Here is a 20,798-nt window from a genome sequence, read left to right on the forward strand (position 1 = left end):
GTTTCTGGGAGGAAATGATGATCGTTCAACAGATCCTGAAGTTGAAGTCGGACGACGGGGTGGTCACAGTCCAGCCCGATGCCTCCATAGCCAGCGCGGTGGAGGTGCTCTCGTCGCGGCGGATCGGTGCGGTGGTGGTCTCTTCCGACGGCAAGAAGCTGGAGGGCATGCTGTCCGAGCGCGACATCGTGCGCGAGCTGGGGCGGCGCGGGCCGGCCTGCCTGAACGACCGGGTCGACGCGATCATGACGGCGAATGTCATCACCTGCGGCTGTTCCGACCGGGCGGTCGATGTGCTGCAGACCATGACCGACGGGCGATTCCGCCACATGCCGGTGATGGTCGAGGACGAGATGGTCGGGATGATCTCGATCGGTGACGTGGTGAAGGCACGACTCTCGGAGCTGTCGATGCAGAAGGACGCGCTGGAGGGCATGATCAAGGGATTTTAGCCGCAGCTTTTCCGGTTGCATCCCGGTGCACAGTAATGTTGCGTTCCCGGGACGCTAAAAGGGGGCTTCCATGCGCATCGGTCTTTATCCCGGCACCTTCGATCCGGTGACGCTGGGGCATGTCGACATCATCCAGCGCGCCATGGCACTGGTCGACCGTCTGGTGATCGGCGTGGCGATCAACCGCGACAAGGGGCCGCTGTTCAGCCTGGAGGAGCGGGTGGCGATGGTCGAGACCGAATGCGCCGAGATCGTCGCGCGCTGCGGCGGCGAGATCGTGGTGCATCCTTTCGAGAACCTGCTGATCGATTGCGCCCGCGACGTGGGCGCCACCGTCATCGTGCGCGGCCTGCGGGCGGTCGCCGACTTCGAATATGAATTTCAGATGGTCGGCATGAACCGCGCGCTCGATGCCAGCATCGAGACCGTCTTCATGATGGCAGATGCCCGCAGGCAGGCCATCGCGTCGAAGCTGGTGAAGGAGATTGCCCGGCTGGGGGGCGACGTGTCGAAATTCGTGACCCCCGAGGTGGAGGCGGCGCTGGGAGCGCGCTACCCGCGGCAGGGCTGAGAAGGCTCAGCCCCAGATCGCGCGGCGGGCGGTCTCTTCGATGTCGTAGATGTCGTTGTCGAGCCTTGTGTCGATCGGCAGGCGGGCCAGTTCGGCGCGGGTGCGGCGGTAGCGGGCCTGCTTGCGGGCGGCGTCGAGAAGCGTGCTGATGAGGGTGGTCATGTTGGTATCCTTTACTGTCGTCTCACTCGTCCTCCTCCGTCCCCGATATAGCCGCTCTCCCTAACGTCAACCACCTGCGTCTGAACCGTGGCGCCATGCGTCCGCGGCATGACGAAAACGGGCCGACGCTGGGAAAAGCGTCGGCCCGTCCGGTTTTTCGGCGGTCTTGGATCAGACGTGGATCAGATCAGCTTGCCCATTGCCACGGCGGTATCGGCCATGCGGTTGGAGAAGCCCCACTCGTTGTCGTACCAGGACAGGATGCGCACCATGTTGCCGTCCATGACCTTGGTCTGGTCCATGTGGAAGATCGACGAATGCGGGTCGTGGTTGAAGTCGGACGACACGTTCGGCACGTCGGTGTAGCCGAGGATGCCCTTCAGGCGGCCATCGGCGGCTTCGCGGATCGCGTTGTTGATCTCTTCCACCGAGGTTGCCCGCGAGGCTTCGAACACCAGATCGACGACCGACACGTTCGGCGTCGGCACGCGGATCGCCACGCCGTCGAGCTTGCCCTTCAGTTCCGGCAGCACCAGACCCACGGCCTTGGCGGCCCCGGTCGAGGTCGGGATCATCGACAGGGCGGCGGCGCGGCCGCGGTAGAGATCCTTGTGCATCGTGTCCAGCGTCGGCTGGTCGCCGGTGTAGCTGTGGATCGTGGTCATGAAGCCCTTGGTGATCCCGATCGCCTGATGCAGCACCTGCGCCACCGGCGACAGGCAGTTCGTCGTGCAGGAGGCGTTGGAAACGATCAGATCGTCCTTGGTCAGCGTGTCATGGTTCACGCCATAGACGATCGTCTTGTCCGCGCCGGTCGAGGGCGCCGAGACCAGCACGCGCGAGGCGCCGTTCTCGAGGTGGATCTTGGCCTTCTCCTTGTCGGTGAAGATGCCCGTGCATTCCAGCACGATGTCGATATGGCCCCAAGGCAGTTCGGCCGGGTTGCGGATCGCCGTGACCTCGATCGGGCCGCGGCCCGCGTCGATGGTGGTCGCGGTGGTGGTCACGGTGCCCGGGAAACGCCCGTGCACGGAATCGAAACGTAGGAGATGGGCGTTGGTCTCGACCGGCCCGAGGTCGTTGATCGCAACCACCTCGATGTCGGTGCGGCCGGACTCGATGATGGCGCGCAGCACGTTGCGCCCGATACGGCCAAAGCCGTTGATTGCCACTTTTACGGTCATAGAGTTCTCCCAATTATGCCGGAGCGTCGCGACTCGCGCGAATCCGGTCAGCACCATGGCTAACGTCCTCAGAAATCCGTCCGATTCAACCCTTACACTGGAGCTTTCAGCGCCAGAACGCCACATATTCGACCAGCCGCGACAGTTTGCGCAAGATGAGCAGCGTCGCGCCGCCCTGCACGAGCCCCAGATCCAGCGCCACCAGCCCGAGGACCAGCAGCGCGAGGACGAGGGCGAGGCGGTCGGTCATGGCATGCTCCGGCAGAAAGCGCCCGCCGTCTGGGGGCTGGCGGCGAAGCCTGACCTTCGGGGCGGCGTGCGGGAATGCGACACTTCGGCGGGCGCGCGGCCAGCCCCGGGCCGAATTTCGGCAACTGCGCGCAAGTTGCGGAACGCGGGGCTTGCCGCGAACATTATGGCCTGACAAGACACCGATGCAGATGTTGCCGCCGGCTCTCCGGCCCTGACCCCGAAGGATACCGGATGAGCGGATTGCTTGCCTTGCTCGATGATGTCGCCGCGATCGCCAAGGTGGCGGCGGCCTCGGTGGATGACGTGATCGGGCAGGCGGCCAAGGCCGGGGCAAAGGCCGCGGGCGCGGTGATCGATGACGCGGCGGTGACGCCGAAATACGTTCAGGGCTTCGAGGCCAAGCGCGAACTGCCTATCGTCTGGCGCATCGCCAAGGGGTCGTTGAAGAACAAGCTGCTGATCCTGCTTCCGGCGGGGCTCGCGCTCTCGGCCTTCGCTCCCTGGGTGATCTCGCCGCTCCTGATGCTCGGCGGCGCCTATCTCTGTTTCGAGGGGGCGGAGAAGATCGCCCACAAGCTCTTTCCCGGCAGCCATGCCGATGAGCAGTATCAGACCGGCGATCCGACCCATCTCGAAGAGGCCAAGGTGGCGGGCGCCATCAAGACCGATTTCATCCTCTCGGCCGAGATAATGACCATCGCCCTCGCAGCGATCCCGGTGGGCAGCTTCGTGATGGAGGCCATGACCCTCGCCGTCGTTGGCATCGGCATCACCATCCTCGTCTATGGCGGGGTGGCGCTGATCGTGAAGGCCGATGACGTGGGCCTGCACATGAGCCTGCAGGGCCGGCTCGGCCTCACCCGCGCGCTGGGGCGGGCCATCGTCAAGGGGATGCCCAAGTTCCTCACTGCGCTCAGCACGGTGGGCACGGCAGCGATGCTCTGGGTCGGCGGCTCCATCGTGATCCACGGCATGGAGGAGCTGGGCTTCGGCTGGCTCGGCCATCACATCCACGACTGGGCTGCGGCTGCCGGGGCGCTTGTGCCGCAGGCGCCGGGCGCGGTGGAATGGGTGGCCAAGGCGGCAATGGATGGCATCTTCGGTCTGGCGCTCGGCTTCGCGCTGATCCCGGTCGCCAGCTACATCGTGGCCCCGGTCATGGGGCTCTTCCGCCGCGACAGCCACGGAACCGGCGCCGCGCCCAAGCATTGAGGCGGCAGCAAATCCAGAGGAGCTGCCGATGAACCGCGAAGAATTCGAAGCCTGGGATCGCCGGGTCGCAGAACGTGCCGAAACCCTCTGGAAGGAGGACGGCTCACCCGACGGCGGTTTCATTCCCTATCTCGACCGGGCGCGCGAACTTCTGGCGATCGAGGAAAACCCGCATGCGGGCACCCATGAGGTGAACGAGCATCTGCCGGACGGCGAGTCGCTTCTTGCCGTCGAGAACCAGGGCGAGTTTCCCACGACCACAGATCAGGGCGAGGAACAGGCCTATCCCAAGCGCGAAGGCCGCCCGAGCTGGGACTGAGGCGTGCATTGCCTTCCGGGGAGCGGGCGCCTAGACCCTGATCCGGGGGGCGCCGACGCGTCCGGATCGGGGAGCGGACCATGCGCCATGCGCCCAGCCTGAGCATCGTGAAACCCGGCCTGATGATGACCGTTCAGGACGCCGGACGCAGGGGATACCTGCGCTCCGGCGTTTCGCGTTCGGGGCCCATGGATGCCGAAGCCTTCGGTATGGCCAATGCGCTGGTCGGCAACGATTCCGACTCCGCCGCTCTCGAATTTGCCTATTTCGGCGGCAGCTTCACCGCCTCCACCGCGCTGCGCATCGCCGTGACCGGCGCTGTGACCGACCTCAGGATCGACGGCAAGCCGGTGCCGGTCTGGCAGAGCCACCCGGTGCCCGCGGACGCGCTGGTGACGGTGGGCGCGATCCGCGACGGGGTCTGGGGCTATGTGGCCGTGGCAGGGGGCATACTGACCGAGCCGGTGCTGGGCGCGCGGGCCACCCATCTGCGCACCGGGCTCGGTGGGCACGGGGGGCGGGCGCTGCAAGAGGGCGATGTCCTGCCCTTGGGCGAGGCCAAGCCTGCGCCGAAGCTGCGGCTGACCCGCCCCTGGCGGTTGCGGCGCGGGCCGGTCCGCGTGGTGCCGGGGCCGCAGGAGGATCACTTCGACGCGGAGACCTGGGCCCGCTTCCTGCGTCACCCGCATACCGTCAGCGCCAAGCGCGACCGGATGGCGACGCTGCTGGAAGGCCCGCTGCTGCCTGCCTGCAAGGGGCATGACATCGTGTCGGACGCCACGCTTGCTGGGTCGGTGCAGGTGCCGGGATCGGGCCAGCCCACCGTGCTGATGGCGGATCGCCAGACCACGGGCGGCTATCCCAAGATCGCCACCGTCGCCTCGGTCGATCTGCCGCGGCTGGCGCAGATGCCGACCGGGGCGCGTTTCCGCTTCCTCCGCATCGGGCAGGCCGAGGCCGAGGATCTGCTGCTCGCCTCCCGCGCCGCCTATGCCGAAGCGCTGGCCGGGCTGGAGCCGGTCTGAGCCTCAGCCCGTCGGGGGCAGGCGGAAGGGGCGGACGCTCACGCCCTCGCGCTCCAGCCCCTCGCGCAGCCGCGTCGCGATCTCCACCGCGCCGGGCGTGTCGCCATGGATGCAGAGGCTCGCGGCCTCCACCGGCAACCGCTTGCCGCTTTCGGTGGGGATGAAGCCGTCAACCACCATGTGCAGCACCTGCTTCAGGCTCGCCGCCGGGTCGTGGATCACCGCGCCGGGTCGGCTGCGCGGCATCAGCCCGCCCGCGTCGGTATAGGCACGGTCGGCGTAGATCTCGCAGGCGACGGCGAGCCCCTCGGCCTCGGCGGCGCGCATAGCCTCGGAATAGGGCGGCACGACCATGGTCAGCCCCGGATCGACCGCCTTCGCCGCCCGGGCGCAGACCCCGGCCAGCACGGCATCCTCGGCGGCCATGTTGGCCAATGCGCCATGGGTCTTCACATGGGTGATCGGCCAGCCTTCGGCCCGCGCCAGCGCTTCGACAGCGCCGATCTGGTAGATCAGCTGCGCCTCCAGATCCTCGGGGTTCTCGCCGCTGATCCGCCGCCGTCCGAAGCCGTAGAGGTCGAGGAAAGAGGGATGCGCCCCCACCGCCACGCCCCGCGCGCGCGCCAGACGCAGCGTGTTGCGGATCACCACCGGATCGCCGGCATGAAAGCCGCAGGCGATGTTGGCGCTGGTTACCAGAGCCAGCATCGCCGCATCGTCGCCCAGCCGGTAGGGGCCGAAGGCCTCGCCCATGTCGCAGTTCAGATCGATGGTTCTGGTCATCGCGACCTCCTTGCCCCGGGGGCGGTTGGCTTGACATACCGCGCGAGACCGATACTGCAACCCGAAAGGCAATGGCCCTGCCGGTGGCGGGGCGGGCAGGGGGCAGCGATGGCGGAGCCAAGACTTCTCGCGGCAGGCGATCAGGCGCTGGTGGTGGAATTTTCCGACCGCATCGACCCGGAGGACAATGCCCGCGTCATTGCGCTCGACCGCGATCTGGCCGCGCACCCGATCCCCGGTCTGATGGAGACCACCCCGAGCTACCGCTCGCTTCTGGTGCAATACGACCCCGATGTGATCCGTGGCGCCGCTCTCGGTTCCCTGCTGTTGGACCGTGCCGCGGCGGCGCGGCCCGAGACGCTGGCCCAACGGCTCTGGCATGTGCCGGTGCTCTATGGCGGCGCGGCGGGGCTCGATCTGGAAGAGATCGCGCGGCTGAAGGGGCTCTCCCCGGCCGAGGTGATCGGCCTTCATGCGGGGGCGGAGTATCGCGTCTACATGATCGGCTTCGTCCCGGGCTATGCCTATCTCGGCGGTCTGCCCGAGGCGCTGCACATGCCGCGTCTGGCCACCCCGCGCCAGCTGACCCCGGCGGGCGGCATCGCCATCGGCGGCAGGCAGGCCTCGGTCGGCTCGGTCGCCTCGCCGAGCGGCTGGCGCTTCCTCGGGCGCACCCCGCTGCGGAGCTTCGATCCGGCCCGCTCCCGGCCCTTCGTCTTCGAGGCGGGCGATGCCATCCGCTTCCACGCCATAGCCGAGGCCGAAGCCGCGCGGCTCGACGCGCTGAGCGCGCGGGGCGAGATCTGCGCCGAGCTCGAGGAGATGCCCCGCCATTCGTGAAGCACGAATGGCGGCGGCCCCCAGAGGCAGCGGATAATCTGGCGCTCCAGGGGAACGCTTCGCGCGGACGCACGTTTCTGTGAAGAAAACGGCATTCCCGTGATCCCTGCCAGTGCGCGGGGATGGGCGCGCTTGTGTGGAACAGACGTCGAGTGACCGTATGCGCCTTACCCCCCGGGCCTGCCTTCTCCTTGTCTTCTCGGGCCTGACCCTCGCCGCGTGCGATGGGCCGCAATCGGCCTTCGGCGGGGGCGGGGCCGATGCGGTGCAGCTCGGGCGGCTGTTCTACGTCATGCTGGCCGGGGCGGTGGTGCTCTGGCTTGGCGTGAACGGGCTCTTCTTCTACGTCACCCGCTTCACCGAACGCCCGATGTCGCGTCGTCTGGCCGAGGGCGTGATCATCGGCGGCGGGGTGGTGCTGCCTGTCGTGGTGCTGACGGCGCTGCTCAGCTACGGGCTCAGCATCATGCCCGACCAGCGCGCCGCCGGCGACGGGCTCAAGGTGCGGATCACCGCCGAGCAATTCTGGTGGCGGGTCGAATACTGGCCCGAGGGCGCCGAGACGCCGATCCTCTCGGCCAACGAGCTGCGCCTGCCGGTCGGGCGCCGCACCGAGATCGAGCTGACCTCGTCGCGCGTCATCCATTCCTTCTGGGTGCCGGGCCTTGGCGGCAAGACCGACATGTTCCCCGGCAAGTTCACCCGCATGTCGCTGGAGCCGGTGAAGGCCGGCACCTATCGCGGGCAATGCGCCGAGTTCTGCGGGCTGTCGCATGCGCTGATGGCCCTGAACGCGGTGACGATGGAGGAGGCGGCCTTCACTGACTGGCTGGCGGGCGAGGCGGCGGCCTCTGCCGCGCCCCCCGGTCCCGGGCGCGATCTCTTCTTTGCCGAGGGCTGTGCCGCCTGCCACGCCCTGCGCGGCACCTCCGCCGTCTCTGCCGTAGGCCCCGACCTCAGCCATCTCGGCAGCCGCACCTCGCTCGCCGGGGGGATCCTGCCGATGGAGCGCGAGGCGCTGATCGACTGGGTCGCCAATGCCCCGGCGATAAAGCCCGGTGCGGCAATGCCCGCCTATGACCACCTGACGCGCGACGAACTGGGCGTGCTTGCCGATTGGCTGGAGAGTTTGAAATGACGCGCATCACGGCCACCGACGCGCCGCTGCCCGAAGGCATCTTCCCCCCGAGCGAGGAGATGCTTTCCGAGCCGGTGCCCGAGGCGCTGCAGAAGGCGCAGGCCGAGCGGCTCCGCAAGGTCTGGGAAAGTCCGAAGGGCTGGCGCTACCTGTCGGACGTGAACAACTCCGAGGTGGGCGTCTGGTATGCGATGACCGCCTTCTTCTTCATGCTGGCGGCGGGGGTGCTGGCGCTGTTGATGCGGGTGCAGCTCGCAGTGCCCGGCAACGATTTCCTCTCCGCCGACCGCTTCAATCAGTTCTTCACCATGCACGGCTCGGCGATGATGTTCCTCTTCGCCGTGCCGATGTTCGAGGCGGTCTCGATCATCATCCTGCCCTCGCTGCTGGGCGCCCGCGACCTGCCGTTCCCCCGGCTCTCGGCCTACGGCTTCTGGTGCTTCGTGATCGGCGGCATCTTCGTCATGGGCTCGGTGCTGTTCGATGCCGCGCCGCGCTCGGGCTGGTTCATGTATCCGCCGCTGGCCACGCAGGACGAGGGCCATGGGTCCGACATCTGGCTTCTCGGCCTGTCGTTCATCGAAGTGGCCTCCATCGCCGCGGCGGTGGAGCTGATCGTCGGCGTGCTGAAATGCCGCCCGCCCGGGATGCGGGTCAACCTGATGCCGCTCTACGCCTGGTATGTGCTGGTGGTCGGCGGGATGATCCTCTTCGCCTTCCCGCCGCTGATCGCGGGCGACCTCTTGTTCGAGATGGAGCGCGAGTTCAATTGGCCCTTCTTCGACCCGACGCGCGGCGGCGACCCGATGCTCTGGCAGCACCTGTTCTGGATCTTCGGCCATCCGGAGGTCTACATCATCTTCCTGCCCTCCATCGCCCTTGCCGCGATGATTGTGCCCACGGCGGCGCAGCGCCCGATCGTCGGCTATTCCTGGATCGTGCTGTCGGCGGTGGGTACCGGCTTCCTGAGCTTCGGGCTCTGGGTGCATCACATGTTCACCACGGGCCTGCCCGCCATGTCGCTCGGCTTCTTCTCGGCGGCCTCCGAGGCGGTGGTGATCCCGACCGGCGTGCAGCTTTTCGCCTTCGTGGCGACGCTCATGGTGGGCCGGGTGACGATGAGCCTGCCGATGCTCTGGATCGCCGGGGCGCTGGCGATCTTCACTGCGGGGGGGCTGACCGGCGTCATGGTCGCCATCGCCCCCTTCGACTGGCAGGTGCACGACAGCTACTTCATCGTGGCGCATCTCCACTACACGCTGTTTGGCGGCATGATCTTTCCGCTGATCGCCGGGGTCTATTACTTCTTCCCGGTCATCACCAAGAAGAAGCTCTCGCTGCGGCTGGGACGCTGGAGCTTCTGGCTGATCTTCACCGGCTTCAACCTCTGCTTCATGCCGATGCACCTCACCGGGCTTCTCGGCATGCCGCGCCGGGTCTTCACCTATCCGGGCGAGATCGGCTGGGACGGGCTCAACATGGTCTCGACCCTCGGCGCCTTTATCATCGCGCTGGGGTTCTGCGTCTTCACCTGGGATCTGATCCGCCCGAAAGGCCGCCAGCCCGTGACCGAGCGCAACCCGTGGAACGCGGGCACGCTGGAATGGTCGCATGACGTGAACCCGAGCGAGAACTGGGGCGTGCGCTCGATCCCCTACATCCACAGCCGCTACCCGCTCTGGGAGCAGCCAAAGCTTCTGGAGCGGATGGACGGCGGGCGTTACTACCTGCCCGACGCCGCCACCGGCGACCGAGAAACGCTGATCACCTCGGTCATCGACGCGCGGCCGTCGCAGGTGCTGCGCATCGGCAAGCCGACCTGGATCACCCTCTGGGCCGCGGCCTTCACCGGGGGCGCCTTCATCCTGCCGACCTTCGACCTCTATGTGCCCGCCATCGTCTCGGCAGGCTTCGCCATCCTCACCGTGCTCATCTGGCTCTGGACCGGCACCGCCGAGATCCCGGAGGCCGAGACGATGGACGCGGGGCTGAAGCTGCGGCTGCCGATCTATGTCTCGGGCTCTGGCGCGGTCGGCTGGTGGGCGGTCTGGATCACCATGCTGGGCGATGCCACCGCCTTCGCCAGCCTCGTCTTCGGCGTGTTCTTCTACTGGACCGCCAGCCCGAACTACCCGCCCGAAGGCGCACTCCATGCCGACTGGCAGCTGGCGCTCGGCTGTCTCGTCGCCCTCGCGGCAAGTTGGGCGCTGATGATCGCCGCGCGGGAGGTCAACCGGCGGGAGAGGCCGGGGCTGGCCAAGCTCTGCCTCGTGCTGGCGCCCCTGCTGGCGGCGGCGGGCGGGGCGGCGCTCATCGGCTCGGTGCTCGATCTCTCGCCCACCTCGCATGTCTACCCGGCCTCAATGTGCGTGCTGGTGGTCTGGGCGTCGGTGCATATCGGCGGCGGGATCATCATGCAGCTCTACTGTCTCGCCGGGCTGATCTTCGGCAAGGTCACGCCGCGCTACGATGCGCCGCTCTGGAATGTCACGCTGTTCTGGCACTTCCTTGCTCTCACCGTTCTGGTGACGGTCGCGGTTATCGCCGCCGCACCGAGGCTGATGTGATGGCAAAGACCCGCCTCATCTCGCAGGAGCAGGAGTTCTCCGAGGAACGCTCGAGCCTCTGGCGCATCACCTTCGGCCCGCTGATCTGGGCGGTGCATTTCGTGCTCTGCTACGCCGCGACCGCCGTGGTCTGCGCCAAGGCGCCCGAGGCGCTGCCGCTTCTGCGCGGCGGCATCGGTCTGGTGACACTGGTGGCGCTCGGCGGCATCCTCTGGGTCGGCTGGGTGGCTTGGCGGCAGTGGGATTACCTCGACGACTACGACTACAGCCACGGCGCGGGCGACAGCGAGGCGCGGCACGAGTTTCTCGGCCATGCCGCCTTCCTCCTCGCCATCGTCGCCTTCATCGGCACGGTCTACAGCGCCTTGCCCGCGCTGTTTGCCGGAACCTGCCAATGAACCGCCCCGCCGCAGCCTTCGCCGCCGTGGTGCTCACCTTGGCCTGGATCGCGCCACTGCAGCGCTTCGGGGGCTTTCCGGCGCATATGCTGACCCATATGCTGCTGGTCGCCATCGCCGCCCCGGCGCTGGTGCTGGCCTTTCCCGGCGCCTTGCGCCGGTTGCGTGTGCCGGTGCTGGCGGGGGCTGTGATCGAGTTCCTGACCGTCTGGGGCTGGCATCTGCCGGCGCTTCATGGCGCGGCCCGCACGGAGGCGCCGTGGTATCTGCTGGAGCAGGCGCTGTTCCTCGCGGGCGGGCTCGCGGTCTGGGCCGGGGCGCTGCGGGCTGAGCCGCTGGCCGGGGCAGGTGGGCTGTTGCTCACCTCGATGCACATGACGCTGCTGGGCGCGCTTCTGGTGCTGGCCTCAGACGATCTTTATGCCGAGATCTGCGGCACCGCGCCGGACATCGACGGGCAGCGGCTCGGCGGCCTTCTCATGCTGGGGATCGGCACGCCCGCCTACCTCCTGGGCGGGCTCTGGCTGGTGTCGCGGGCGCTGCGCCTGCCGGGGGAGGAGCGGGTATGAACACGGTGATCAAGACGCTGGCCACGCTCGTCCTGCTCGGCGCCGCTGCGGGAGGCTCGGTGGTGTTTCTCGGGCTCTACAACACGTCGGCGCGCGACGGCCATTGGCCGGGCGTCGGCTGGGTGCTGCACACCACCTTCCGCAATGGCGTCGAACTGCGCGCTCCGGCCCCCGAGGAGGTGCCAGAGCTGACCGATGCCATGGCCGCCCTCGGCGCCCGGCACTACGAGTCCGCCTGCCGCGTCTGCCATGCCGCTCCGGGCGAGGAGACAACGGCCACGATGCGCGCCATGACCCCCCGGCCGCCGCCGATTGCCGAGGCGGTGGGCAACTGGCAGCCGAACGAGCTTGGCTACATCGTCCGCGAAGGCGTGAAGATGAGCGGCATGCCCGGCTGGCCCTCGGCCCGCGACGACGAGGTCTGGCCGGTGGTGGCCTTCCTGACCCGGGTGCAGCAGATGGGCGCCAGCGATTACGAGGCGCTGGTGGAAAATGCTCCCGCCGAGGGCCCCAAGGGGCTGGCCTATTGCGCGGGCTGTCACGGCATCGAGGGCCGATCCGGAAATCCGCACATCCCCCGGCTCGATATCCAGACCGAAGCCTATCTCGCCATGTCGCTGCAGGCCTATCGGGAAGGGCGCCGCCAGAGCGGGATCATGGCGCAAGCCGCCTCCGCCGTGCCCGAGCCGGCCCTGGCCGAGTTCGCCCGGCATTTCGCCTCTGCCGAGGTCGAAGGCGAGGCTCAGCCCTCGCCGCAGGCCGAGGCCGGTCGGGCGCTCGCCTTCGCCGAAACCGGCAACCGCGACGTGCCCGCCTGCCACAGCTGCCACGGCCCGGAGCCGGAGCGCGAGAATGCCGAATATCCTTCTCTGTCAGGCCAGTACGAGCCTTACCTCATCCAGCAGCTGAAGCTCTGGCGCGACGGCCCGCGTGGTGGCGGGCCGCGGGCGCAGCTGATGCGCAAGGCGGCAGAAGCGCTCGACGATGACGAGATCGCGGCGCTCGCGGCTTATTATGCCTCGTTGCCGCCCGCGAAACCGGGCGGCTGAGGTCAGGCGATCTCGCGCGCGGTGATCGTATAGGCGAAGGCGTCGGGATCGAGCGGGTCCAGCGCCTCGCCATCCACCTCGGCCTGCGGATACATCAGGAACTCCACCGGATCCTGCGTGGCACCGGGCAGGGCCACGTCATGCGCGAAGTTGTAGGCGATCCAGTTGCCTTCCCAGGCCCCGAACAGCGCGGCGCGGGCATCGACCACCTTGGGATCGTCGATCGAGAGGTTCTTCGGCGGCTCCTCCAGCATCACCTTGCGCACATCCGCCGGATCGACTGCGATCCAGCCGAAGCCTTCGAGGAAGACCTCGGCCCGACAATGCTGCGCCTTGGTGACGGTGGCAGAGCCCGCGCCGAGGCTCTTGTAGCCGAAGGCCGAAGGCGCCACGCGCAGACCGTAGACATCGCGCGCCGGCAGGCCCTGCGCCCGGGCAAGGCCGACATAGAGCGCGTTCAGATCTGCGCATTTGCCGGTCAGATCGCCCATTGCCAGCATCGAGGCCACATCGCCCAGCCCGCAGCCACGCACTTCGGGGTTGCGAGCGGTGTTCTCGACGATCCAGTCATAGAGCCGCCGCGCCTTCTTGATGTCGCTGCCCGCGCCCGCGACGATCTCGTCGGAGGTTGTCTTGACGATGCCGTCGGTGGGGATCAGCAGCGTCGGCGCGGTATAGAGCGCGCGATCCGCCTCGGAGAGCGGCGCAGGGGTGCCGGGCGCACTCAGGTCGGCGGCACGGTCCTGGGTCGAGACGGTGGAGATCACCTCGAGCACCGCGGGGGCATCGCCTGCCTCCCAGGTGGCATGGACGAGGGCGGCCCCATAGACTGGGTCCCGGGTCAGGGTGGCGTTGGCGGCATTGGTCGTCCAGGTCGTGTCGCCGGCGCGCATCCAGTCGGCTTCGGTGACCGACGGCACCGGCACCCAGACCTGGGCCGCGGCGCGGGGGGGGGCGATCTCGATCCGGGTCGTCACCTCGAACTGGCGCCAGCCGGCGGGCCGGGGGGTGAAGGCGGCAAAAGCCCCGCGCGGCAGGAAGGATGCCAGCGAGGCCGCCGCACCGATCTTCATCGCTGTCCGTCTGTCCATCACCCGGCTCCTTCTGGCTGCGGTCTGTCGCGCTTTAGGTCCAGCGCGCTTCCAATGCAAGCCTGTCGCACCTGACCCGGATTTTCTGCGAAAATCCGCCCCCCCTCGCATTTTCTGCGAAAACGCTCTCTCCGATCTTTCGCAGAAAGATCGTGCCCCCGCGCTTTCGCAGAAGGCGCGAGCGCCTTGCGCCGGAAGGGCCGGCCCCGCATGCTGCCGCGATAGGCCCCGAGGAGCCCCGCATGAGAGCCGCCTGCATCGCCATCCCACTGATCGACGACGCGCGTGTCCGCGTCACCCGCTTCGACTTCGCCCCCGGTGCCGAGACCGGATGGCACCGGCATGGCCATGACTATGTGATCACCGCGATCACCGATTGCGCCATGCTGCTGGAGGAGCCGGGCGGCGCCACGCGCGAGGTGCTGGTGCGGGCAGGCGAAGCCTATCTGCGGGCCGAAGGCGTGGAGCACAATGTGGTCTGCCGGAGCGAGACCGGCATGAGCTTCGTCGAGGTCGAGTTGAAGTGACCGCGCTCAGCGCGCGCCAATCCCGCGCAGGAGGATCGTCTTGACGCTGTGCTTCGCCGCCTGCCAGTCGGCCTCGCTCAAGGCGCGGCCGCCGTTCAGCGTCTCGATCTGATGGCCGAAATCGGCGTAATGCTGGGTCGTGGCCCAGAGCATGTAGAGCAGATGCCGCGGATCGACCGGGGCCATCTTGCCTTGGGCGATCCAGGTCTCGATCCGGGCGATGCGGCTGTCGGTCCAGTCGCGCAGCGTGGTTTCCAGATAATCCTGGATCACCGGCGCGCCGTGCATCACCTCGGACGCCCAGACCTTCGATCCGGCGGGATGGCGGCGGGAGATTTCCATTTTGGCGTCAATATAGGCACCGATGCCTTCCACAGGGCCATCGGCCAGGTCGAAGACATCCGCCGCATGCAGCCAGATCTCGAAGATGTCCTGCACCACGCGCCGGTAGAGGTCTTCCTTGGTTGGGAAATAATAGTGCAGGTTCGCCTTGGGCAGCCCTGCCAGATCGGCGATCAGCTGCATCGTGGCGCCGCCGAAGCCCGCCTCGGCGAAGACCTTTTCCGCCGCGGCAAGGATCGCCCGCTCGTTCTCGCGCCGGGCTTCCTCGCGTCTGGTCGGTCTGGTGCCATCGGCCATGCGCAGGACCCGCCCCCAGAATATTGTTGACCGCTTGGTCAGGTTGTGCTCGCTTCGATCTGATCAGAGCGAGAGCCCGAGAACAACAGAAGAGTCGGGGCAAGGGGCAGAAGACCCCGCCCTCACAGGGAGACCAGCATGACTGCCAGTCCAGCCGCGGGCGAGAACCTGCGCATCAATTCCGCGCGGCTGTGGGACAGCCTGATGGAGATGGCAAAGATCGGCCCCGGCATCGCGGGAGGCAACAATCGCCAGACCCTGACCGATGCCGATGCCGAGGGCCGCGCGCTGTTCCGGCGCTGGTGCGAGGACGCGGGCTGTTCGATGGGCGTCGACACCATGGGCAACATGTTCGCCACCCGCCCCGGGACCGACCCCGAGGCGCTGCCGGTCTACATGGGCTCGCATCTCGACACCCAGCCGACGGGCGGCAAGTATGACGGGGTGCTCGGGGTTCTGGGCGCGCTGGAGGTGGTGCGCTCGCTGAACGATCTCGGCATCCGCACGAAACACCCCATCGTCGTGACCAACTGGACCAACGAGGAGGGCGCGCGCTTTGCCCCGGCGATGCTGGCCTCGGGCGTTTTCGCCGGGCTGCACACGCAGGACTATGCCTATACGCGCACCGATGCCGACGGGAAGAGCTTCGGCGAGGAGTTGAAGCGGATCGGCTGGGTTGGCGACGAAGAGGTCGGCGCGCGCAAGATGCATGCGATGCTGGAGCTGCATATCGAGCAGGGGCCTATCCTCGAGGCCGAGGGCAAGGAGATCGGCGTGGTGACCCATGGCCAGGGGCTCTGGTGGTTGCAGATCACGCTCACCGGGCGCGACGCGCACACCGGCTCCACGCCGATGGACATGCGGGTGAATGCCGGGCTCGGCATGGCGCGGATCATTGAGCTGGTGCACCGCATCGCTATGGAGGCGCAGCCGGACGCGGTGGGCGCGGTGGGGCAGGCCAATGTCTATCCCAATTCGCGCAACGTGATCCCGGGCAAGGCGGTCTTCACCGTCGATTTCCGCTCGCCCGACCGCGAGAAGCTCGACGGCATGCGGGCACGGCTGGAGGCCGAGGCGCCAGAGATCGCCGACGCGCTGGGTCTTGGTTTCGAGGTGGAGCCGGTCGGGCATTTCGACCCGGTGACCTTCGATCCCGCGCTGGTGGAGACGGTGCGCGCCTCGGCCGAAAAGCTGGGCTATTCGCATCGCGACATCATCTCGGGTGCGGGGCACGATGCCTGCTGGATCAACCGCGTGGCGCCGACGGTGATGATCATGTGCCCCTGCGTCGGCGGGCTGAGCCACAACGAGGCCGAGGCGATCTCGCCGGAATGGGCGGCGGCGGGGACGGATGTGCTGTTCCACGCGGTGCTCGAGACGGCGGAAATTGTCGCCTGACAGCGGTGGCGGGGGGCGTCCGGCCCCCGCGTCATCCGAGGATATTGTCACAGGGAAGAAGGCAGAGACCTTCATCAGGGAGTGAGACATGGCGACCACGGTCATCAGGAACGGAACCATCGTCACCGCGGATCTGACCTACAAGGCGGATGTGCTGATCGAGGGCGGGGTGATTACCGTCATCGGGCCGAACCTCGTGGGCGACGAGGTGCTCGACGCCTCCGGCTGCTATGTCATGCCCGGCGGCATCGACCCGCATACCCATCTGGAGATGCCCTTCATGGGCACCTATTCGGCGGACGACTTCGAGAGCGGCACCCGCGCGGCGCTGGCGGGCGGCACCACGATGGTGGTCGATTTCGCGCTGCCGGCGCCCGGGCAGGGGCTGATGGACGCCCTGCAGATGTGGCACAACAAGTCCGGCAGGGCGAATTGCGACTATTCCTACCACATGGCGATCACCTGGTGGGGCGAGCAGGTCTTCGAAGAGATGCAGGCGGTAGTCGATCACGGGATCACCTCGTTCAAGCATTTCATGGCCTACAAGGGCGCGTTGATGGTGAACGACGACGAGCTCTTCGCCAGCTTCCGCCGCTGCGCCGATCTGGGGGCGCTGGCGATGGTGCATGCCGAGAACGGCGACGTGGTGGCCGAGCTTTCGGCGCGACTGCTGGCCGAGGGCAACACCGGGCCGGAGGCGCATGCCTATTCCCGCCCGCCGCAGGTGGAGGGCGAGGCGACCAACCGGGCGATCATGATCGCCGACATGGCAGGGGTGCCGCTCTATGTGGTGCATACCTCCTGCGAGGACAGCCACGAGGCGATCCGCCGGGCGCGCAGCCTAGGCAAACGGGTCTGGGGCGAGCCGCTGATCCAGCATCTGACGCTGGACGAGGGCGAGTATTTCAACGCCGACTGGGATCATGCGGCGCGCCGGGTGATGAGCCCGCCGTTCCGCAACAAGCAGCATCAGGATTCGCTTTGGGCCGGGTTGCAGTCCGGCTCGCTCTCCGTCGTGGCCACCGATCACTGTGCCTTCACCACCGAGCAGAAACGATTTGGCGTCGGCGATTTCACCAAGATTCCGAACGGCACCGGCGGGCTGGAGGATCGGCTGCCGATGCTCTGGACCTATGGTGTTAACACGGGCCGGTTAACGCCCAATGAATTCGTGGCGGTCACCTCGACCAATATCGCCAAGATTTTGAACTGCTACCCGAAGAAGGGCGCGGTGCTGGTGGGGGCGGATGCCGATCTGGTGGTCTGGGACCCGGAGAAGACCAAGGTCATCTCGGCCGGAGCGCAGCAATCCTCCATCGATTACAATGTCTTCGAAGGCAAGGAGGTGAAGGGCCTGCCGCGCTACACGCTGAGCCGCGGCAAGGTCGCCGTCATGGACGGCGAGATCCGCACCGAGGAGGGCCATGGCAAGTTCGTCGCGCGCGAGCCGCGTCCGGCGGTGAACCGGGCGCTCTCGGCCTGGAAGGACCTGACCTCGCCGCGCCCGGTGGCCCGGGGCGGCATTCCGGCAACGGGGGTCTGAGTGTCAGAGCGGAACCAGATGCTCGAGCTCCGGCAGCAGCGTGACGCTTTCCTGCTCATGCGGGTCGGTGCGCGAGATCACGGCGGTGGCGGGACGGTCGGAGAGGTTGACGGGCAGATGCGGCATGTCGGCGGGAATATAGATCATGTCGCCGGCGAAGGTGTCCATCCGGTGTTCGAGCCGCTCGCCCCAGAACATTACCGTCTCGCCCTCCAGCATGTAGATCGCCGTCTCATGAGTGGAATGCTTGTGCACTTTGGCGCGCCCACCGGGCGGGATGGTCAGAAGATGCATGCAGATCGCGCGGGAAGCCGTTGTTTCGGCGGAGATTCCCTCGTTGTAGCTGAAGCCCTGCTTTCCGGCGTAGAGCCCGGTCGGGCGCAGTTTGCGGCAGTCGGTCATCGGCGTTCCTCCCTCGGGGCCACGTCGGCAGGATACCACGGGCGCCGCGTCCGACAACTGCCTGCACGCGCCGGGGGGATGGCATGAGCGATCAGGGGGCGGGATCGCCGGTGATCGAGGCGCGGGGGCTGGAGCTGACCTTCCAGACCTCGGACGGGCCGGTGCATGCGCTGAAGGATGTCAACCTGCTGATCGGCAAGGGGGAATTCGTCTCGTTCATCGGGCCGTCGGGCTGCGGCAAGACCACCTTCCTGCGCGCCATCGCGGCCCTGGAGCATCCGACGGCGGGGGTGCTGACCGTCAACGGCATGACGCCGGAAGAGGCCCGCAAGTCAAGGGCTTATGGCTATGTCTTCCAGGCCGCGGGGCTTTACCCGTGGCGGACCATCGCGGGCAATATCCGGCTGCCGCTGGAGATCATGGGCTTCTCGCGCGACGAGCAGGAGCGGCGGGTGAAGGACGTTCTGCAACTCGTTGATCTGGAAGGATTCGGCAGGAAGTATCCCTGGCAGCTTTCGGGCGGGATGCAGCAGCGGGCGTCGATTGCCCGGGCCCTGGCCTTCGATGCCGAGATCCTGCTGATGGACGAACCCTTCGGCGCGCTGGACGAGATCGTGCGCGACCGGCTGAACGAGGAGCTGTTGAAGCTCTGGAACCGGACCGGGAAAACCATTGGATTCGTTACGCATTCCATTCCGGAGGCGGTCTATCTTTCCACCAAGATCGTGGTGATGAGCCCGCGTCCGGGGCGGATCACCGACGTGATCGACAGCCCCTTGCCGAAGGAGCGGCCGCTCGACATCCGCGACAGCCGGGAGTTCATCGAGATCGCGCATCGGGTGCGCGAGGGGCTGAGGGCGGGGCATTCCTATGACGAATAGGGCGATGCACGTCCCATGCACATCCGATGCACAGCCCATGCAGACGGGGAGCGCGGCATGAAATCGGTGCTGCCGATCCTGACGGTGGTCGCGGTGATCGTCGCGTTCTGGTATGCGGCCGCGGTCTGGATGAATGCGCAATGGGTCTACGATCAGGCCGCGCGGGCCGAGACCGAGGTGACGCTGGCCGAGGTCATCCCGCAGACGCTGGCGCAGGAGCGGCCGGTGCTGCCCGCGCCGCATCAGGTCGCAGCGGAGCTGTGGAAGAGCGTCGTCGGGCAGAAGGTGACCTCGAAGCGCAGCCTGATCTATCACGGCTGGATCACGCTGTCGGCGACGCTGCTCGGCTTCGCCATCGGCACCGGGCTCGGCATCCTGCTGGCCGTTGGGATCATCCACAACCGGGCGATGGATCTGAGCGTGATGCCCTGGGCCATCGCCAGCCAGACCATCCCGATCCTCGCCATCGCGCCGATGATCATCGTGGTGATGAATTCGGTCGGGCTGTCAGGGCTGCTGCCGAAGGCGGTGATCTCGGCCTATCTCAGCTTCTTCCCGGTGGTCGTCGGCATGGTGAAGGGGCTGCGCTCGCCGGATGCGATGCAACTGGATCTTCTGCGCACCTATAATGCCAGCCGGGGCGAGACCTTCTGGAAGTTGCGGCTGCCCTCGTCGATGCCCTATCTCTTCGCCTCGCTGAAGGTGGGGGTGGCGGCGAGTCTTGTCGGCGCCATCGTCGGCGAGCTGCCGACCGGCGCGGTGGCGGGGCTCGGGGCGCGGCTGCTGTCCGGGAGCTATTACGGCCAGACGGTGCAGATCTGGGCGGCGCTGTTCGCGGCGGCCATCGCGGCGGCGGCGCTGGTGGGGATCATCGGCGCGATCCAGCGGGTGACGCTGCGGCGGATGGGGATGGCGCGATGAGCTGGCTGGTCTTTGCCGCGCTGTTCTGGATCGGCGCGCTGGCGCTGAACATCTGGCTGTCGCGCTCGCGCCTCGTGAAAAGCCGGGGCGGGCGGCTGCTGGTGCCCGCGATCTTCGGGGTCACCATCCTCGTGGTCTGGGAGGCGGTGGTGCGCGGGCTGGAGGTGCCGGGGGTGATCCTGCCGCCGCCCTCGGCCATCGGCGCGCGGATCGCGACCAGCCTGCCGGTGCTCTGGGTCGATTTCCTGCAGACCTTCGTCAAGGGCGCGCTGAGCGGCTATCTGATCGGCTGCGCCGCGGCGGTGCTGGTGGCGGTGGCCATCGACCGCTCGCCCTTCCTGCAGCGCGGGCTCTTGCCGGTGGGCAACTTCGTGGCCGCGCTGCCCATCGTCGGCATCGCGCCGATCCTCGTGATGTGGTTCGGCTTCGACTGGCACTCGAAAGCCGCCGTCGTGGTGGTGATGGTGTTCTTCCCGGTGCTGGTGAACACCGTGGCGGGGCTGGCGGCCTCGGAGCCGATGCAGCGCGACCTGATGGCGACCTATTCGGCGAACTACTGGCAGACGCTCGTGAAGCTGCGGCTGCCCGCGGCGATGCCCTTCATCTTCAACGGGCTGAAGATCGCCAGCACCCTGGCGCTGATCGGCGCCATCGTGGCGGAGTTCTTCGGCTCGCCGATCCGCGGCATGGGGTTCCGCATCTCGACCGAGGTCGGGCGGCTGGGGCTCGACATGGTCTGGGCCGAAATCGCGGTGGCGGCGCTGGCGGGCTCGGCCTTCTATGGCGTCATCGCCTTGATCGAACGGGGGGTGACCTTCTGGCACCCGTCGCAACGGACGTAAACGAAGCCCTGCAAGGGCTCACAACACGGAGGT

At 67.5% G+C, this 20,798-nt stretch carries 24 protein-coding genes; 17 read left to right on the forward strand and 7 right to left on the reverse strand.

Annotated elements, in window-relative coordinates; genetic code table 11:
* Window positions 1–17 precede the first annotated feature (17 nt).
* Window positions 18–452, forward strand: a complete 435-nt coding sequence (locus tag AC3A5Z_RS08750; protein WP_487518981.1) for a CBS domain-containing protein — start codon at window positions 18–20, stop codon at window positions 450–452.
* 70 nt (window positions 453–522) lie between these two features.
* Window positions 523–1,023: a pantetheine-phosphate adenylyltransferase gene (coaD, locus tag AC3A5Z_RS08755; protein ID WP_487518982.1), complete on the forward strand. Its 501-nt coding sequence runs from the start codon at window positions 523–525 to the stop codon at window positions 1,021–1,023.
* 6 nt (window positions 1,024–1,029) lie between these two features.
* Here coaD and AC3A5Z_RS08760 read toward each other — a convergent pair whose 3' ends face one another.
* The 3 genes from AC3A5Z_RS08760 to AC3A5Z_RS08770 form a co-directional block, all read right to left on the reverse strand.
* Window positions 1,030–1,185, reverse strand: coding sequence for a hypothetical protein (locus AC3A5Z_RS08760; RefSeq protein ID WP_487518983.1), 156 nt, complete (start codon window positions 1,183–1,185; stop codon window positions 1,030–1,032).
* A 182-nt stretch (window positions 1,186–1,367) separates the two neighbouring features.
* A complete protein-coding gene (gene gap / locus AC3A5Z_RS08765; RefSeq protein ID WP_487518984.1) occupies window positions 1,368–2,369 on the reverse strand; it encodes a type I glyceraldehyde-3-phosphate dehydrogenase in 1,002 nt (333 codons plus the stop codon).
* A gap of 106 nt (window positions 2,370–2,475) precedes the next feature.
* Window positions 2,476–2,619, reverse strand: coding sequence for a hypothetical protein (locus AC3A5Z_RS08770; protein ID WP_487518985.1), 144 nt, complete (start codon window positions 2,617–2,619; stop codon window positions 2,476–2,478).
* 233 nt (window positions 2,620–2,852) lie between these two features.
* On the opposite strand from AC3A5Z_RS08770, the gene AC3A5Z_RS08775 reads away from it, so the two are divergent.
* The 3 genes from AC3A5Z_RS08775 (at window position 2,853) to AC3A5Z_RS08785 (ending at window position 5,177) form a co-directional block, all read left to right on the forward strand.
* Complete coding sequence (locus AC3A5Z_RS08775) at window positions 2,853–3,833, forward strand: DUF808 domain-containing protein (RefSeq protein WP_487518986.1); 981 nt, start codon at window positions 2,853–2,855, stop codon at window positions 3,831–3,833.
* Window positions 3,834–3,861: 28 nt separating this feature from the next.
* Window positions 3,862–4,152 (forward strand): DUF2934 domain-containing protein, encoded by a 291-nt coding sequence (locus AC3A5Z_RS08780; protein WP_487518987.1) that lies wholly within the window; start codon window positions 3,862–3,864, stop codon window positions 4,150–4,152.
* A gap of 80 nt (window positions 4,153–4,232) precedes the next feature.
* On the forward strand, window positions 4,233–5,177 hold the full coding sequence (locus AC3A5Z_RS08785) for a 5-oxoprolinase subunit C family protein (RefSeq protein WP_487518988.1): 945 nt from the start codon (window positions 4,233–4,235) through the stop codon (window positions 5,175–5,177).
* A gap of 3 nt (window positions 5,178–5,180) precedes the next feature.
* Here the strand turns inward: AC3A5Z_RS08785 and AC3A5Z_RS08790 are convergent, their stop codons facing one another.
* Window positions 5,181–5,960 (reverse strand): LamB/YcsF family protein, encoded by a 780-nt coding sequence (locus AC3A5Z_RS08790; protein ID WP_487518989.1) that lies wholly within the window; start codon window positions 5,958–5,960, stop codon window positions 5,181–5,183.
* Between the two features lie 108 nt (window positions 5,961–6,068).
* Here AC3A5Z_RS08790 and pxpB point away from each other — a divergent pair, with 108 nt between their 5' ends.
* From pxpB to AC3A5Z_RS08820, 6 genes are all read left to right on the forward strand, one after another.
* Complete coding sequence (gene pxpB, locus AC3A5Z_RS08795) at window positions 6,069–6,800, forward strand: 5-oxoprolinase subunit PxpB (RefSeq protein ID WP_487518990.1); 732 nt, start codon at window positions 6,069–6,071, stop codon at window positions 6,798–6,800.
* Window positions 6,801–6,960: 160 nt separating this feature from the next.
* Window positions 6,961–7,938, forward strand: coding sequence for a cytochrome c oxidase subunit II (locus AC3A5Z_RS08800; RefSeq protein ID WP_487518991.1), 978 nt, complete (start codon window positions 6,961–6,963; stop codon window positions 7,936–7,938).
* On the forward strand, window positions 7,935–10,505 hold the full coding sequence (ctaD, locus tag AC3A5Z_RS08805; RefSeq protein WP_487518992.1) for a cytochrome c oxidase subunit I: 2,571 nt from the start codon (window positions 7,935–7,937) through the stop codon (window positions 10,503–10,505). The genes AC3A5Z_RS08800 and ctaD overlap by 4 nt, the downstream gene beginning before the upstream one ends.
* Window positions 10,505–10,903: a hypothetical protein gene (locus AC3A5Z_RS08810; RefSeq protein WP_487518993.1), complete on the forward strand. Its 399-nt coding sequence runs from the start codon at window positions 10,505–10,507 to the stop codon at window positions 10,901–10,903. Before ctaD ends, AC3A5Z_RS08810 begins: the two co-directional genes overlap by 1 nt.
* On the forward strand, window positions 10,900–11,472 hold the full coding sequence (locus AC3A5Z_RS08815; RefSeq protein WP_487518994.1) for a cytochrome c oxidase assembly protein: 573 nt from the start codon (window positions 10,900–10,902) through the stop codon (window positions 11,470–11,472). Before AC3A5Z_RS08810 ends, AC3A5Z_RS08815 begins: the two co-directional genes overlap by 4 nt.
* Complete coding sequence (locus tag AC3A5Z_RS08820) at window positions 11,469–12,521, forward strand: c-type cytochrome (protein WP_487518995.1); 1,053 nt, start codon at window positions 11,469–11,471, stop codon at window positions 12,519–12,521. The genes AC3A5Z_RS08815 and AC3A5Z_RS08820 overlap by 4 nt, the downstream gene beginning before the upstream one ends.
* A 2-nt stretch (window positions 12,522–12,523) precedes the next feature.
* On the opposite strand, the gene AC3A5Z_RS08825 is transcribed toward AC3A5Z_RS08820, so the two are convergent.
* The gene (locus AC3A5Z_RS08825) at window positions 12,524–13,612 is read right to left on the reverse strand and encodes a transglutaminase-like domain-containing protein (RefSeq protein ID WP_487518996.1); all 1,089 of its coding nucleotides are present in this window, start codon (window positions 13,610–13,612) and stop codon (window positions 12,524–12,526) included.
* Window positions 13,613–13,854: 242 nt separating this feature from the next.
* Here AC3A5Z_RS08825 and AC3A5Z_RS08830 point away from each other — a divergent pair, with 242 nt between their 5' ends.
* Window positions 13,855–14,139 (forward strand): cupin domain-containing protein, encoded by a 285-nt coding sequence (locus AC3A5Z_RS08830; protein WP_487518997.1) that lies wholly within the window; start codon window positions 13,855–13,857, stop codon window positions 14,137–14,139.
* 6 nt (window positions 14,140–14,145) lie between these two features.
* Here the strand turns inward: AC3A5Z_RS08830 and AC3A5Z_RS08835 are convergent, their stop codons facing one another.
* Complete coding sequence (locus AC3A5Z_RS08835) at window positions 14,146–14,778, reverse strand: TetR family transcriptional regulator C-terminal domain-containing protein (protein ID WP_487518998.1); 633 nt, start codon at window positions 14,776–14,778, stop codon at window positions 14,146–14,148.
* Between the two features lie 138 nt (window positions 14,779–14,916).
* On the opposite strand from AC3A5Z_RS08835, the gene AC3A5Z_RS08840 reads away from it, so the two are divergent.
* A complete protein-coding gene (locus AC3A5Z_RS08840; RefSeq protein ID WP_487518999.1) occupies window positions 14,917–16,176 on the forward strand; it encodes a Zn-dependent hydrolase in 1,260 nt (419 codons plus the stop codon).
* An 88-nt stretch (window positions 16,177–16,264) separates the two neighbouring features.
* Window positions 16,265–17,719, forward strand: coding sequence for a dihydropyrimidinase (hydA, locus tag AC3A5Z_RS08845; RefSeq protein ID WP_487519000.1), 1,455 nt, complete (start codon window positions 16,265–16,267; stop codon window positions 17,717–17,719).
* Window positions 17,720–17,722: 3 nt separating this feature from the next.
* Here hydA and AC3A5Z_RS08850 read toward each other — a convergent pair whose 3' ends face one another.
* Window positions 17,723–18,121: a cupin domain-containing protein gene (locus AC3A5Z_RS08850; RefSeq protein WP_487519001.1), complete on the reverse strand. Its 399-nt coding sequence runs from the start codon at window positions 18,119–18,121 to the stop codon at window positions 17,723–17,725.
* Window positions 18,122–18,204: 83 nt separating this feature from the next.
* On the opposite strand from AC3A5Z_RS08850, the gene AC3A5Z_RS08855 reads away from it, so the two are divergent.
* Genes AC3A5Z_RS08855 through AC3A5Z_RS08865 form a run of 3 tightly spaced genes read left to right on the forward strand, consistent with a single transcriptional unit; the run spans window position 18,205 to window position 20,765 of the window.
* Window positions 18,205–19,002 (forward strand): ABC transporter ATP-binding protein, encoded by a 798-nt coding sequence (locus tag AC3A5Z_RS08855; protein WP_487519002.1) that lies wholly within the window; start codon window positions 18,205–18,207, stop codon window positions 19,000–19,002.
* 57 nt (window positions 19,003–19,059) lie between these two features.
* Window positions 19,060–19,923: an ABC transporter permease gene (locus tag AC3A5Z_RS08860; RefSeq protein ID WP_487519003.1), complete on the forward strand. Its 864-nt coding sequence runs from the start codon at window positions 19,060–19,062 to the stop codon at window positions 19,921–19,923.
* Complete coding sequence (locus AC3A5Z_RS08865; protein ID WP_487519004.1) at window positions 19,920–20,765, forward strand: ABC transporter permease; 846 nt, start codon at window positions 19,920–19,922, stop codon at window positions 20,763–20,765. Before AC3A5Z_RS08860 ends, AC3A5Z_RS08865 begins: the two co-directional genes overlap by 4 nt.
* The last annotated feature ends 33 nt before the right edge of the window (window positions 20,766–20,798 follow it).

Source organism: Cereibacter sp. Soil_C_27 (assembly GCF_057657095.1).